10 protein-coding genes are annotated in these 15,425 nt (G+C 40.2%); 8 read left to right on the top strand and 2 right to left on the bottom strand.

Features of this window, described 5'->3' with window-relative positions; genetic code table 11:
- Positions 1-187 precede the first annotated feature (187 nt).
- The 4 genes from AACU32_RS07450 (at position 188) to AACU32_RS07435 (ending at position 7,581) form a co-directional block, all read left to right on the top strand.
- A complete protein-coding gene (locus tag AACU32_RS07450) occupies positions 188-1,996 on the top strand; it encodes a ShlB/FhaC/HecB family hemolysin secretion/activation protein (RefSeq protein WP_096599008.1) in 1,809 nt (602 codons plus the stop codon).
- Positions 1,997-2,085: 89 nt separating this feature from the next.
- Entirely contained in the window at positions 2,086-4,815 is a 2,730-nt protein-coding gene (locus AACU32_RS07445; protein WP_096599007.1) for a CHAT domain-containing protein, read from the top strand.
- A 117-nt stretch (positions 4,816-4,932) separates the two neighbouring features.
- Complete coding sequence (locus AACU32_RS07440; RefSeq protein ID WP_339377632.1) at positions 4,933-5,718, top strand: S-layer homology domain-containing protein; 786 nt, start codon at positions 4,933-4,935, stop codon at positions 5,716-5,718.
- A gap of 3 nt (positions 5,719-5,721) precedes the next feature.
- A complete protein-coding gene (locus tag AACU32_RS07435) occupies positions 5,722-7,581 on the top strand; it encodes a WG repeat-containing protein (RefSeq protein WP_339377631.1) in 1,860 nt (619 codons plus the stop codon).
- 269 nt (positions 7,582-7,850) lie between these two features.
- Here AACU32_RS07435 and AACU32_RS07430 read toward each other — a convergent pair whose 3' ends face one another.
- Entirely contained in the window at positions 7,851-8,540 is a 690-nt protein-coding gene (locus tag AACU32_RS07430; RefSeq protein ID WP_096599005.1) for a hypothetical protein, read from the bottom strand.
- A gap of 359 nt (positions 8,541-8,899) precedes the next feature.
- Here AACU32_RS07430 and AACU32_RS07425 point away from each other — a divergent pair, with 359 nt between their 5' ends.
- Entirely contained in the window at positions 8,900-10,504 is a 1,605-nt protein-coding gene (locus AACU32_RS07425; RefSeq protein WP_096599004.1) for a peptide ligase PGM1-related protein, read from the top strand.
- A gap of 145 nt (positions 10,505-10,649) precedes the next feature.
- Here the strand turns inward: AACU32_RS07425 and AACU32_RS07420 are convergent, their stop codons facing one another.
- Entirely contained in the window at positions 10,650-11,873 is a 1,224-nt protein-coding gene (locus AACU32_RS07420) for an RNA-guided endonuclease InsQ/TnpB family protein (RefSeq protein ID WP_096599003.1), read from the bottom strand.
- 208 nt (positions 11,874-12,081) lie between these two features.
- Between AACU32_RS07420 and AACU32_RS07415 the strand changes: the two genes are divergently transcribed.
- From AACU32_RS07415 to AACU32_RS07405, 3 genes are all read left to right on the top strand, one after another.
- Positions 12,082-12,417 carry a hypothetical protein gene (locus AACU32_RS07415; RefSeq protein WP_096599002.1) on the top strand — a complete coding sequence of 112 codons (336 nt, stop codon included), beginning with the start codon at positions 12,082-12,084 and terminating at the stop codon, positions 12,415-12,417.
- A gap of 127 nt (positions 12,418-12,544) precedes the next feature.
- Positions 12,545-14,293: a serine/threonine protein kinase gene (locus AACU32_RS07410; protein WP_096599001.1), complete on the top strand. Its 1,749-nt coding sequence runs from the start codon at positions 12,545-12,547 to the stop codon at positions 14,291-14,293.
- Between the two features lie 508 nt (positions 14,294-14,801).
- Positions 14,802-15,329, top strand: a complete 528-nt coding sequence (locus AACU32_RS07405) for a pentapeptide repeat-containing protein (RefSeq protein ID WP_096599000.1) — start codon at positions 14,802-14,804, stop codon at positions 15,327-15,329.
- The last annotated feature ends 96 nt before the right edge of the window (positions 15,330-15,425 follow it).

The following is a 15,425-nucleotide window of genomic DNA, read 5'->3' as shown; positions in this document are numbered from 1 at the left end:
ACCAAGGCGATCGCTACGTTTTGGTAAACATTTATGAATTGGTAACTTGCTATTTGTAGCGGTTTTAACTTTCATCGAATACAACTTTGGTAGAGTCACCAACTTATACCCTGGTAGTTGGGACAGTTGAAATACCGATAAAACACGAAAAACCTTAATCTTATTAATCGAGAATCACTATATATATATGTATGCATCACAAAAAACACAAATTAAAAATTGGATAAAGGGATTAATATTTACATTTTTGCTATTTAACTTTCTCACTCCTAAGTCTTTAGCACAAACACCAGCCAACCCACCTGTACAAGATATAGACCGACAAATTGAACAACCAACTACACCAACTCCCACATTACCAAAACTGCCGAATTTAGAAGAGTTATTTCCGTCATCACCTGTTACTAATCCCACATCTCCAACTGGCGAAACAATTCCTAAAGATTTACCAGGAACAATTCAGGTGACTGGTTTTGAGGTAGTGGGTAGCACTGTTTTTACTAAACAAGAATTAGATGCAACGCTGAAAGATTTTATTAATAAACCTCTGACTTTTTCTCAACTATTAGAAGCAGCAGATAAAGTTACTGAACTGTATACTAAAGGTTGTCAAGCAGAAAATAAAAATACAGATTTACCTTGTTATGTTAATTCCGGGGCTTACATTCCTTCAGACCAAACTTTCAAAATCGAAGGTGGTGTAGTCAAAATTCAAGTTTTGGAAGGTAGTTTAGAAAGTATTGAAATTCGGGGTACAAGCAGGCTGAATCCTGACTATGTGAGAAGTCGCCTAGCTTTAGCTACAGATAAACCTTTAAATTTAAAGAAATTACTGCAAGCTTTGCAATTATTACAATTAGATCCATTAATTAAAAATATCTCTGCGGAACTAGGAAATGGTGTGAATCCGGGTGTTAGTGTCTTATCTGTGCAAGTTGCTGAAGCAAAAACATTTACCGCCCAAATTAGCTTAGATAATAATCGTACACCAGGTATAGGTAGCTTTGAGCGACAAATCCAACTTAATCAGGCGAATTTGTTAGGTTTGGGAGATGGATTAAGCGTTGGTTATGCCAACACCGATGGTAGTAATAGTGTAGATGTCAGTTATAAATTACCAATAAATCCCCGCAATGGGACTTTGCAGTTTAACTATAGCTATGCATCCAGCAATGTGATTGAAGAACCGTTCAATATTTTAGATATTCAAGGGACTTCCCAAGAGTATGGAATTAGCTTTCGCCAACCCCTGGTACAAACTCCGACAACAGAATTTGCAGTGGGAGTTAGTGCTAGTCATAGAGATAGTGATGTCGGCTTTTTGCAAGCGCAGGTGGGAGAACGGCTTCCCTTTCCTTCTCCTGGTGCGAGTGCAGATGGTAAAACGAAAGTAACTGTGTTGCGGTTGTTTCAAGACTGGACTAGACGTAGTAGCCAACAAGTATTGGCGGCGCGATCGCAATTTAGTTTAGGTATAGATGCCTTTGATGCCACAATTAATCAAGATGCGCCAGATGGTCAATTTTTCGCATGGCGGGGACAAGCGCAGTGGGTGCGACTGCTAGCACCAGAAACTTTATTTTTAGTCCGTGCAGATGTGCAATTAGCTGATAGACCCCTCTTAGCCTCCGAACAGATTGGCTTAGGAGGACAGTCCACAGTTCGGGGTTATCGTCAAGACCAAATATTAGCAGATAATGGCTTTTTAGCAACTGCGGAATTGCGCTATCCAATATTACGTGTCCCCGAAGTTAATGGGTTGCTACAAATTACCCCATTTATCGATTTTGGGACAGCTTGGAATATTTCTCAACCAGGGAGAACTACACTTAATCCCGATACGATCGCCTCCACTGGAATCGGGTTTTTATGGCAACAAAATAATTTAACAGCACGTTTTGACTGGGGTATTCCTCTCGGTATTGATATTCCTAATAAAAACACCTGGCAAGAAAACGGACTCTATTTTTCTCTCATTTATACACAGCCATTTTAGTCAATGGTCATTGGTCATTTGTCATTGGTCATTTGTCATTGGTCTTCCTTGTCCCCCTTGTCCCCCTTACCTCTTACCCCTACTTATCTATGTCTATACTCTTATTTCTAACTACCTTATTTCTCAATTCATCTGCCAATATAATTAATCCCATTTCTCCCCTTGTCGCAGTTATTAATCCACAAATCTCAGAGAATCAAGCTGGAAACGGCAAGGTTTTATTAGATAAAGGTTTAGTATCATATCAACAAGAACAATATGCGCCGGCGCTGAATATTTTTCAGCAGGCTGATGCGGCATTTCAAACTACAGGCGATAAACTCAACCAAGCGCTGGTATTAAATTATCTCTCGTTAACTTATCAACAATTAGGACAGTTAGCTGATGCTCAACAAGCTACTGACAAAAGTTTACAGCTATTAAAAAATCAAAATGATAGCAAAGATTATTTATCAATTCTTGCGCAAGCACTGAATACTCAAGGTCAGTTACAACTGGCACGGGGAGAAACCGAAAAAGCTTTAAGTAGTTGGCAAGAGGCAACAATTACTTATAGTAAAATTGGCGATGAAATCGGAAAAATTGGCAGTAAAATTAACCAAGCTCAAGCACTACAAACATTAGGACTTTACCGTCGGGCTACTAACACTTTAGCCGAAATTAAGCTGAGTTTAGATAAACAACCAGACTCTTCCTTGAAAGCAACTGGATTGCTGAGTCTTGGTAATACTTTACTTGTATTGGGAGATGTGAAGAAAGCTCAAGAAGTATTAACAGCAAGTTGTCAGATTCAAGCCCAAAAAATGCAAGCTGAGGAACTTTGTAATTTCCAAAATAAATCAAGTTTAGATAATACTACCCCAGTCAAACAAAACCCTGAACAAGAAAGGCTGGCAGAAATTTTATTAAGTTTGGGGAATACGGCGCAAGCACAGCAAAATATTGCAGCAGCAGTACAGTTTTATGAACGATCTGCCAGTATTTCTCAGAAGCGATCGCATTTACAAGCACACTTGAATCTACTCCGGCTGTTATTAACAACTCTGCCAGAAAAATTTTCCCCAACTCAAGGTTTGTCCCAGGATATTCTCTCGAAAATCGCCAGTTTGTCAGCTAAGGTGGAGAATTTACCAGCAAGTCGTAGTAATATTTATGCCCGGATTAACTTTGCGCAAATGATGCTGAAACTAGCAAAAACCGGAGTGTTATCTCAAGGAGAAATTGCTGATAAAACTTGCAAATCTGCGGATTCTCTGTGTAATGCTGCCAAAATTGTGGCTACAGGATTACAGCAGGCTAAAACTTTAGAGGATGTGCGATCGCAAGCCTATGCTTTAGGTACATTGGGAAGTTTATACGAACAAACTCAGCAATGGCCTCAAGCGCAAACTTTGACTCAGCAAGCGCTAAAATTAGCTGAAGGAATTCAAGCACGGGATATCGCTTATCGTTGGCAATGGCAGTTAGGACGTATTCTCAGCGCTGCTGGTAATTCGCAAGCAGATGAAGAAAGTGCGATCGCCGCTTACGATCAAGCAGTCAAAAACCTCAAATCTATCCGCCGCGATTTAGTTACCGTCAATCGTGATGCCCAATTTTCTTTTCGCGATGAAGTAGAACCAGTCTACCGCGAATATGTGAGTTTGCTTTTACCGAAAACTGGCGAACCTAGTGCCAAAAATTTAGATAAAGCCAGAAAAGTGATTGAATCATTGCAGTTGGCGGAACTAGATAACTTTTTCCGTACCGCCTGTTTAGACGCTAAACCCGTAGAAATTGATGAAATCGATCAACAGAAACAAACCGCTGTCATTTATCCTGTAGTTTTGAGCGATCGCTTATCAATTATCCTCTCATTACCACACCAGCAAAAAAATAAATCTCTGAAATTACATACAGTGATTGTGCCGAAACAGGAATTCCAAAAAACCATTAAGGAACTACATAAAAAAATATTTCAGAGAAGTTCTCGCGATTTTGTACAAACTTCAAAGCAAGTCTATGAATGGTTGATTCGCCCGATTGAATCCGATTTACAAAATAGTGGGGTGAAAAATATCGTCTTTGTCTTGGATGGTACATTGCAAAGTATCCCAATTTCTGCACTTTATGACCAAGAAAAAAAACAATATTTGATTGAGAAACAATATAACATTGCCATTACACCAGGTTTAGAATTATTACCCCCTCAATCTGTTAGCAACAACCGATTACAAGCATTGATTGGCGGATTAAGTGAAGCCAGGGATAATTTTCCCGCAATCCCTGGTGTGAAATATGAACTGGCGCAAATCAAAGATGTATTAGCGACTAGGGGAAATTTTATTGATGAAAATTTTACTGAGGAGAAAATAGAAGCAGCTGTTAAGTCATTTCCTGGGGGAATATTACACCTAGCAACTCACGGTAAATTTAGTTCTAAAGCAGAAGATACCTTCATTTTGACTTGGAATCAACGCCTAAGTGTCAATGATTTTAGTTCTGTACTCAAAACTCGCCAAACAAATCAACAGGGGGCTATAGATTTACTTGTTCTCAGCGCTTGCGAAACAGCAGCCGGTGATAGCCGCGCCGCCTTAGGAATAGCTGGTATTGCCGTCCAATCTGGCGCACGCAGTACATTGGCGACGCTTTGGACTGTCAATGATGAAGCAACTGCGGCGCTAATGATTGAGTTTTATAAACAGATATCTCAAAACCAAAAAAAAGCTGAAGCTTTGCGTAATGCCCAACTATTTCTGCTATCTGGAAAGTTAAATTCTGTGTTTAAACATCCATACTACTGGGCACCTTTTGTATTAGTTGGTAACTGGCAATAATACCTGGAAATTAACCAGATTTTTGCTACCTTTAAAGATGCCTGTCCTTGCAGTGATAAGAGTAGGCCATTGCACACAACTATGTACTTTACATAAACAGCCTTGAAACCCCTACCAATGACAAATGACAAATTTTCAGATATTCAAAACCATTGGGCAAAAGCATCTATTCTCGCTGCTGCTGGGCGAAATATATTAAGAGGTTATCCAGACGGTACTTTTCGCCCGACTGCACCTGTAACTCGTGCGGAATTTGCGGCAATTATTGCTACAGGTTTACCAAAACAACCAGCATCTCGCCCTCCCATTACCTTTACAGATGTACCGGCTAATCATTGGGCGGCTAAGGCGATCGCCCAAGCATATCAGACAAATTATCTCTCTGGCTATCCCAATGGGGTATTTAAACCTAATGAAATTATCCTGCGGGTGCAAGCTTTAGTGGCGTTAGCTTCCGGCTTGAAATACCCAGCCTCAACTGATCCAGTCAGTATTTTGAAGAAAAATTACGACGATTTCGCCCAAATTCCCAGTTATGCGACAAGTGCGATCGCAGCTGCAACTGAAAAGTCAATTGTTGTCAACTATCCCGACATCAGACGCTTACAGCCCAATCAAAACATTACTAGAGGCGAAATCGCAGCTTTAATTTGTCGAGTTCTCGGAATTCCGACTGTACCTCACAAGTACATCCCTGGTATAGAATTATTCGTGATTCCCCCGAAATTTGATGCAGCCGATGCTTTTACGCAAGGATTGGCACGAGTGCAAATCAATAATCAGTGGGGTTATATCGACAAAACGGGAAAATTTGTTATTCCCCCAGAATTTGATGAAGCTCATCCTTTTTTAGATGGATTGGCATTAGTTAGAGCAAATATCAATAAATCAAGCATAACCTGATTCATGGAAATTCGCGGTATTTGGATTCCGACAACATCTAGCCAAGTCTTAAATTCTCAACGAAATATTGCAGAGGCGATGGATTTTCTCGCCGACACTGGATTTAATGTCGTATTTCCTGTTGTTTGGAATAATGGGGAAACCATTTATCCCAGTAAAGTGATGCGAGAAAATTTTGGGGTAGAAATTAATCAACGATTTCAAGGTAGAGACCCCTTAGCCGAATTAATAATTGAAGCCAAACGAGTTAATATTGCCGTTATCCCTTGGTTTGAATATGGCTTTGCTAGTTCTTATCAAAAACAAAATGATACAATCCTCACCAAAAAACCAGAATGGGCGGCGACTGATGCGACTAAGAAATTAGTTGTTAAAAATGGCTTTGCTTGGCTTAATGCTTTTGATATTGAAGTGCAAAACTTCTTATTAAGTTTATTTTTAGAAGTCGTTAAGAACTATAAAATAGCAGGAATTCAAGGAGACGATCGCTTTCCCGCTTTACCCAGTGAAGCGGGTTACGATGACAAAACTGTTGCTCGTTATAATCAGGAATTTAATCGCCTCCCACCAGAAAATATCAAAGATCCACAATGGTTACAGTGGCGCGCTGATATCCTTTCCAATTTTTTAACCCGCTTCTACCGGGAAATAATTAGTATCAATCCTGAATTAATTATTTCAATGGCTCCCAGTGTTTATCCTTGGGGTTATGAAAATTACCTGCAAGATGCCCAAACTTGGGTTGATTTAGGATTAGTTGATTTAATTCATCCGCAGTTATATTGGCGAGATTTTGAAACTTATAAGCGAGATATCGATAGGCTCTTAGCTAAGAATTTTACCAAACAACAATTACCCCAATTCATCCCTGGGTTGCTGTTAAAACAAGGTAACTATCGGATTTCTCCAGAATATTTAGTCCAGGCGTTAAACTATAATCGTTCTGTTGGTCTGCAAGGAGAAGTTCTCTTTTCCTATGAAGGTTTACGCGAAGATAATAACGCTTTAGCTCAGTTGCTAAAATCGGAATTTTATGCTAAGTCACCTGCTAAATTCGACCCCAAAGAAATCAAAAACAATAGCTTTACCCATAGGCGCATCAATAGTCATTATATCTCGCAAAATCCAGCACAGGAAATTATCCTAAAGGCGCAATTTGACTGGGTTGAACCATTTTCTGAAGGTATAGCAGCCGTCAAAATGGGATATAAATACGCGCATATTGATAAAACAGGTAAATTGCTCAACCGCTTTGAATACGATCAAGCTGAACCTTGTTCAGAAGGACTAGCATTAGTAAAACTGAACAATCAATACGGCTATATTGACAAAGTCGGTAACCTGAAAATTAAGCAACAATTTGATGATGCTAAATCATTCTCTCAAGGTTTAGCAGCCGTTAAAAAAGCTGAAAAATGGGGATATATTGGGCAAGGATATATTGGTAACAATATTCCCCTAGTTATTCCCGCCAACTTTGACGATGCAAAATCCTTTAGAGAAGGTTTAGCCGCCGTCAAAATAGCTGAAAAGTGGGGATATATTGATAAACAGGGCAATGGAATCATTAAATTTTATTTTGATGATGCTAGAGATTTTTCCGCAGGTTTAGCATTAGTTAAATTCCAGGATAAATTAGGATATATAGATATAAACGGCAATTACATTATTCAACCCCAATTTGATGATGCTGATATTTTTTCTGAAGGTTTAGCTCCTGCTAAATTAGGAGATAAATGGGGATATATTAATCAGTATGCCGAATTTATTATTACCCCAAATTTCGATTCTGCTAAACCTTTTTTTGACGGGATAGCCTTAGTTAATATTGAGGGTAAATGGGGATATATTCGCAAACCTTAAACATAGATTGGCGGGGAGATGAGGAAGTGTGGGGAGTGTGGGGAGTGTGGGGAGAAATGGGAAAAGGGAGACAAGGGAGACAAGGGAGAAATCTCTAATGACAAATGACAAATGACAAATGACAAATGACAAATGACAAATGACAAATGACAAATGACAAATGACAAATGACAAATGACAAATGACAACTGACAACTGACAACTGACAAATGACAACTGACAACTGACAAATGACAACTGACAAATGACAACTGACAACTGACTATTGACTATAAATCTGATGCTGATTTACCCTCAGCTTCCAAATACTCAAAATTAGGATAATCAAAAATCGGAGACTGAGTAGAAGTAATACCCTTAGCAGCTAAGTCATCTTTGAGTTGACCCGTAAAAGCTGCGATTAAAATATTATGCTGGTGCAGAATTTCGGCGAGTTTTTCTATACTCCTGTGTTCCCAATAACCCGTTTCATCGGTAATATCGCAAGTAATCCCTAACTCGCAAGCAAAATCCAGCATTTTCACAATCAGCAAATGACACTTGAGAAAATTCTCTAAACCGCCATATTCAAGATTACTAGCATATTGAGTTTTACAAAAACCAGTCCAAGACCAATCATTAACATCTTTCATGGCTGAGTAGATAGCCAATCCAAATACAGAATTTTCAGCACCTTCTCCCACTAGAGAATTAAAACCAATAATATAGGTAGGATTTTGCCAAGAAAAGGTATCCATAGCGATTTCTATGGGTTTTCCAGCCCTTATTTTAATCAACGCATAGGGGTCATCACAATTATCTGGCTCGAAATCACAAGCATCCCCGGCGATTTCCACTAATTCATCAACTCTCTGAAATGGCAGTTGCAATGCTAAATTATGTAAAGCGATCGCTTTTTCCCTGGCTTGAGTAACAGTTGCATTATTTAAACTAAATTGATAATGAATAGTTAATCCCATTGTTTTAATTAAATCTCTCCAAGTGAGGATTTTAACAACTATTAATTATGTTATGCAAATCCACCAGCCAGAATATTTAATCCGCTTGAATAGTGATCATTCAGACGAAAGCAGCGATAGAGATACACAAGAATATGGCGATTTTTTTGATCAGCAATTAGACAGACATTATATAGCGAGACGAACTTTAGAGTTCATAAGAAATCTACAGATAAATTACGAATTATGAATTAAGAATTAGCTGCGGTGATGTTATCTACTCTCGGAAATTTTTAGTCCTTATTGCTGATATTCTAAACCATCCTCATAGATGTAAAATATTAATATTACAGTCTTGAAATCAAGACAGGGCAGGGATTATGGTAACATTAAATGTTTCTGAGTTAGATCAGGTTGATCCGTTTCGGAGTCTGCAATCAACTTTGCGCGATCGCTGGAAAACTATCGAACTGTTTGACAACAGTGAGGCGGATATTGTAATTATTCCTTCTTTGAGTATTGACCAGCGTGAACTGCAAAAAATCGAAGGCTGCGAACATTATGAAGAACGATTATTATTTTCTTTGATGCGGTTGCGTAATCCCCGCACAAGGTTAATTTATGTAACATCAATGCCCCTGCATCCGAGCATTATTGATTACTATCTCCAACTGTTACCAGGAATTCCTTTTTCCCACGCCCGCAATCGGTTACTGTTACTTTCTACTTATGATTCTTCTCTTAAACCCCTGACTCAAAAGATTTTAGAACGTCCACGTTTGCTAGAGAGGATTCGTCAAGCTGTCAGGCACGAACAAGCATTCATGGTGTGCTATAATTCCACATCTTTGGAAGCAGAATTATCGTTAAAATTAGGTGTCCCACTGTATGCAGCTGCGCCAGATTTGCAGATTTGGGGGTCAAAAAGTGGTAGCCGTCAAATATTTGCCGAAAGTGGTGTACCCCATCCAGATGGTAGCGAAAGGGTATGGAATCCACAAGATTTAGCACAAGCCGCTAGCGATTTGTGGGAACGTCAGCCAACATTACAACGGATAGTAGTCAAACTTAACGAAGGGATTTCGGGCGAGGGAAATGCCCTCTTAGATTTAAGACCGATAATGAATGTAGCTCCAGGAGAAGCTACTAGTGCTAAACGAGTAGCAGCAATTAGCGATCGCTTTGCAATCATGAGCTTTCAATCTTCCCAAGAAACTTGGGCAAATTTTTCTGGGCGGATCTCGGAATTAGGGGCGATTGTAGAGGCTTTTGTGGAAGGGGAAAATAAGCGATCGCCCAGTGTCCAAGGACGCATTACACCCACAGGCGAAATCGAAATTCTTTCCACCCATGACCAAATTTTAGGCGGTCCCGACGGTCAGATTTATCTAGGTTGTCGATTTCCCGCAGACGAAAGCTATCGGTTGCAATTGCAGCAGTTAGGCTTAAAGGTAGGCAGAAAACTCGCCGAAAAAGGTGCTTTAGAACGATTTGGTGTAGATTTTATCGCCGTTGACCAGGGAAATGGCCAGTGGGATATGCAGGCGATCGAAATTAACCTACGTAAAGGCGGCACTACTCACCCGTTCATGACCCTAAAATTATTAACTAATGGGCGCTATGACCTTTCTACAGGCTTATTTTACAGTCAACAAGGTCGTCCTAAATATTACATCGCCACCGACAACCTGCAAAAAGACCGTTATCAAGGATTATTACCCAACGATTTAATGGATATTATTGCCCACCACAGATTGCATTTTGATAGTTGCACTGAGACAGGGACAGTGTTTCATCTGATGGGTTGTCTTTCCCAGTTTGGCAAATTGGGATTAACCAGCATCGGTGATTCTTTGCAACAAGCAGAAGATATCTATAACAAGGTTGTCAAAGTTTTGGATCAAGAAAGTCGCAGCGATAATCTTGATGTTCCCTCATTTTCCGATTCTGCTTTCCCCTTAATTTGGGATGGACATAACGACTAGTACCAGCCTGCACAAAATTTCATTTTGACGCGCGATCGCACATCACTAACTGCGATCGCATTTTTTTACCCATTGTGGTCAGATAAATTCCAATAGCAAAACCGCTTGTAAAAATCTGGACAAGACTACCCAACGATAGATAAGGCTAGACATTTACATTTGTAATCCTAGTCCAAAGTCCTAAAACTACAGGGATAAACGGCAATCCCTCTATCCCATCCATAAAATTTGGGATTACTTTACGAGCTATGTTTAGACTTCCATTGGTATCAGCATTAATGAACTTACCAGTGGAAGTTTTGTATAAACCTCGTTGAATACGCTGACCACTAAACACAGGTTTATTATTGGTTTTGCGGTTATATACTGGCAATTCATCACCATCTAATGCACTAGCTTTACTGGTATAGCTTTCTTCAGTGAGGACAATTGTCATCCCTGTTAACTTGGCTTTGTAAGTCAGTAAACTGATTAATTTAGCGTGAGGAATTTTGGTGAATTCTTGATTATTCTTTTTGCCAATATTGATATATTGCTTCCATCCTGAGTTCTTGCCGATAATCAATTGACCGATATCATTTAACTGACACCAATCAATTACCCGGCGGGTACTAGTATGGAGATAATTATCAATCCTTCTATCACGCTTATCCCAAAGTTCTTTGACTTGCGCCATAGCGTTTATAGATTGTGCTTTTGCCACTCGTTTATTGAAGAATTGGTTAATACTTTTTAATGGACTACCATTAATCAAGAGCGGCTTGATACCGGGATGATTGGATGTTATAGCCATTAAATTGTTTAAACCCAAGTCTACACCTGCTGAGTATTTGCCTGTAGATTTAACTCTTTCATCAACTGTATAAACAACTTCAATAACATAATGGTTTAGCTTGGGTACAATCCTGACTTGGTCTATGTTTTTAGCTTGTGTTGGTATCTGAATATGAGACTGAGAAAGCTTAACAACACCTTTGATTAACGCTGGTTTTGATATGGCATCGAGCGGATAGATTACGACATTTCTCCCAAGTTCTTTATGCTTGTATCTTGGCATTTTTGGTTGCCCAAGATATTTATCAGGATGCTTTGACCAGTCTGTTAATGCTGCTAACCACCCTTTCCAAGTTTCGGAAATCCTCCGGACAATTTGCTTACTAACTTTAGTTGGCAAATAACGATAAGCTGCTAAATTCTTGGTTCGATTATAAATATCAATTGAGTTGTAATACTTCTTAGTTTCAAAGAAATATTGACGCTGAACGTAGTTAGCAGCATTGTAAAGATGTTTAGACTGTAAAGCTAAATAATCACATTCTTGCCAAAACTTGTGTTGTTTGTTAATTATGTGTTTCTCAACTAATTGCATTGCATCGAAGAGACAACGTTGTTATACTCATATAATATATTGTCAAGAGAAATATGGCTATATCATTGAACTGCTGAAAAATAAAAAACTCACCGTTGAGCAAGTGCGTCAACTGATGAAATCGCTCAATAAAGCCAACAAAACACCCAAACCACCACAAAAAGTGATGCAGTGACACAGAGCGAAGACTGGAGAGCGCTCTTTAATCTTGCGTTTAGATGCGGAGGTGGGGACAGAATTTGCCGCCAGATACGAAGAATTTGCCGTACCCTTGCCATTATTTGTGCGTTCCCTTTTACGAGGGGAGTCTGCCAATCATGTTTGGCAACAAGCGCAGCAGGAGTTGGAGTTATATATGGAAGAGCAAGCCAACCAAGTAGACGAACTAGTAGAGCTGCAAACCAAAATTGCGCAATGCGATCGCATCATTTCCCAATTTGCTAACTCCACAAATCCCTCAGAAATCATGGTGGTGGAGGTGGCGCAGGCGGATAAAATTCAGCTGCAATCCCAGTGGGAAAATTTGCACAGATTAGCAGCTTGAAACTCCGCTACAGGGTGCGATCGCATCGAAGGCAATAACTGATAGACTCACGGTGAGCGATGCATTCTTCTCATACAGAAACCTAAAGAAACGCTAAAATCGAGTCAGCCTTTGTATTTTAGCGGTTGTGTCCCACAACACTCAGACTGCGGTTCACTGCATAAATCCCGATTGTCAACGTCCCTATCCTCAACCTTGGGGAAACAAATTTTGCAATAGCTGTGGCGCACCGTTACAGCTGTTAGACCTCTATGTGCCAATCCAGCCTTTGGGTGCGGGAGGATTTGCCCAGATTTACACGGTTTGGGATCAAAAAACTCATACAGAAAAGGTGCTGAAAGTCTTGGTGGAAAGTTCAGCCAAGGCACTGGACTTGTTTAGACAAGAAGCTGCTGTTTTAAGAAGTTTACGCCATCCGGGTGTGCCTAGAGTCGAGGCTGATGGCTATTTTTTACTAAATTTATCTAATCCCAAACCACGCCAACTGCATTGTTTGGTGATGGAAAAAATTAATGGTCAGACTTTAGAGGAAGTACTGAAAAACTATCCTCAAGGCTGTCCGGAAGAGATGGTGTTAAACTGGCTGACCCAAGCTGTGCAAATTTTACAGGAATTGCACAAACGCCAGATTATTCACAGGGATATCAAACCTTCTAATTTAATGCTACGTACCCCCACTGCAAATACATCAATGATTTTGCCAGGAATGGGGGGAAATCAGCTAGTATTGATTGATTTTGGCGGAGCAAAACAATTTAGCGACGCTAAAGTGCGATCGCAATCCAGTTCTACGCGGTTATTTTCTTCAGGTTACAGCCCACCAGAACAAGTTATCGGCGGTCATGTGGGGCCAAGTGCAGATTTTTATGCTCTTGGGCGAACGATGATTGAATTACTTACAGGTAAATATCCGCCAGAATTGGAAGATCCCCAATCTGGGTTATTGCAATGGCGCAATCGGGTAAATGTTAACCCCAGATTGGCAGATTTATTAGATGACATGGTGCAGGATGATGAGCGATCGCGTCCTTTAAATGCCAAAATTATTCAAAGACGCTTAGCTAAAATCACTCAAGTCTCCTCGCCACAAGCTTTATCTGTTTTCATTAAAAATAGTCTTCAGCAAGCATCAGCCCGGTTGACACTGTTCATGCAAGCAGTGAAACAAGCCTTAAGGGAATTTACCCAGGCTGTAAGTAAAATTACCCTATTGATTTTGAAGGCGATCGCCCAATTTATACTGGCCTGTTTAATCACTATTTGGGCAATGATACTTACCGGGAGTGGGGCTATACTCGGTACAATCGCTGGGTTCTTTTTGGCTTATCGGACAATTTTCGGCGATCGAGTTGCAGAACAGATATTGTATCAGCTACCAGGCTTGTTTACCGAAGAGCAAACAGTATCGATAGCATCCGTTTTAGTATTTGCGATCGCTGGCTTAGGAACCGCATGGGGACTAACAGTAGCGGGAGGTTTTGCCCAGCGACGGCGGTTTTTCGTCGTCTCACTCATGGGTACAATCAGTTACAGTTTAGCTTGGTTAATTTTGCAATTAACCATACCCAGAAACAGTAATGAAGGATTAGTCATCTCAATTGTGTTTGCAGTTTTCCTACTCACCTTGAGTTTAGGACTGCGCAGCCATCGTATAGTCTACGCTGTAATTGCTTCTTTAGGAACTGCACTGTTATTTGCTGGTGCAATTCGCTTAGAAATTCTACCAACTATCTTCCAATTTTCTAGCCCGATCCAATGGCATCAAGTATTAATACCCATTGCTTTTTTTGCTGTTGAAGGCATTTTGATGAGCTTCTGGTTAGGAGTAAGTTATTACTTAATCGTACCTGGGTTGCGCTTATTAGGATGGCGTTAGGCATTGGGCATGGGGCATTGGGCATTGGGTATTTATCTCCCTTGTCCTCCTTGTCCTCCTTGTCCCCGTCTCCCCCGATCGTCAAATAAATGCCCAAAATTTAAGATCCCCCTAGCTGCTCTTGATCGTTGAGCTAGGGGGATCTCATATATGGTAGTCTATAGAAGGTTCAGTATAGTTCGTTACGACACGATTCTAATCCCTAAATTTTATTTTGGGTAGTACAATCACCATAATTTATAAGAATTTTATAACTTCTTCATTGTCGCTTCATTAGCTGTGATTTGTCGAAAAATTCGGATATGTTTAAGTATGACAGTCAATATAGTTTTTATACCTTGTCCGTGACCGTTGAATTAGCTGTAATCCAGTCACTGTGCCTTTCTAGTGGTGTTAGCCACAGGATAACCTCTCGGTATCGAGGGAAAGACTCAGGATAGTCTCAGTATTATAGGTGTTCAATGGGACTTGCTATTAAATCTGATTTTTGTGAATATCCCTAAAAAATATGAAACTCCAGATTGCCACTACCCTCACCCTGTTAGCTTGTTTTGGGTTCGCAGGACAAGCGATCGCCTTCAATCAGCAAGACTTAGACCAATTGAAAGCAACGAAAAATTGTCCCAGGTGCGATTTAAGTGGTGCTGACCTGACTCAAGTTCCATTAACTGGAGCCAACTTACGCGGGGCTAACTTGAGAGCAGCCAATTTATCGCAAGTGAACTTGACATATGGAGATCTCACTGGGGCGGACTTAGAAACTGCAATTCTCACTTCTGCCAATCTGACTGGTGTCTCCTTCACTGGTGCAAATTTAAAATCAGCATCATTAGAAAACGCTAATCTCTCCTATGCTGGGTTTATTAGCGCCAATTTAGAAGCAGCTAACCTCAAAGGTGCGACATTACTGTTCACTAATTTCCGGGCGGCAAATTTCCGACTGACAACTCTGGCTAATGGTGTGGTCACTTCAGACAAGCCCTATGGCTGGTCGTTACAAGAAGGTACTGAAGCACAACCTAATCAGAAGAAATAGCGGAGCATCCCAAATGTGTAAATTTATTTTGTTGTAGTGATGGCTCTCTAGCCCGCTTTTGACCTGAGGGAGCAAGATGCTCCCACTACAATTAAG

It is taken from the genome of Calothrix sp. NIES-2100, assembly GCF_963875285.1.
Lineage (GTDB): Bacteria > Cyanobacteriota > Cyanobacteriia > Cyanobacteriales > Nostocaceae > Aulosira.
This window is presented reverse-complemented; position numbering and strand designations above follow the sequence as displayed.

Bases quoted from the DNA above. Each gene is read 5' to 3' on its own strand.
- AACU32_RS07450 (WP_096599008.1), top strand. From the start codon at position 188: ATGTATGCATCACAAAAAACACAAATTAAAAATTGGATAAAGGGATTA.
- AACU32_RS07445 (WP_096599007.1), top strand. From the start codon at position 2,086: ATGTCTATACTCTTATTTCTAACTACCTTATTTCTCAATTCATCTGCC.
- AACU32_RS07440 (WP_339377632.1), top strand. From the start codon at position 4,933: ATGACAAATGACAAATTTTCAGATATTCAAAACCATTGGGCAAAAGCA.
- AACU32_RS07435 (WP_339377631.1), top strand. From the start codon at position 5,722: ATGGAAATTCGCGGTATTTGGATTCCGACAACATCTAGCCAAGTCTTA.
- AACU32_RS07430 (WP_096599005.1), bottom strand. From the start codon at position 8,540: ATGGGATTAACTATTCATTATCAATTTAGTTTAAATAATGCAACTGTT.
- AACU32_RS07425 (WP_096599004.1), top strand. From the start codon at position 8,900: ATGGTAACATTAAATGTTTCTGAGTTAGATCAGGTTGATCCGTTTCGG.
- AACU32_RS07420 (WP_096599003.1), bottom strand. From the start codon at position 11,873: ATGCAATTAGTTGAGAAACACATAATTAACAAACAACACAAGTTTTGG.
- AACU32_RS07405 (WP_096599000.1), top strand. From the start codon at position 14,802: ATGAAACTCCAGATTGCCACTACCCTCACCCTGTTAGCTTGTTTTGGG.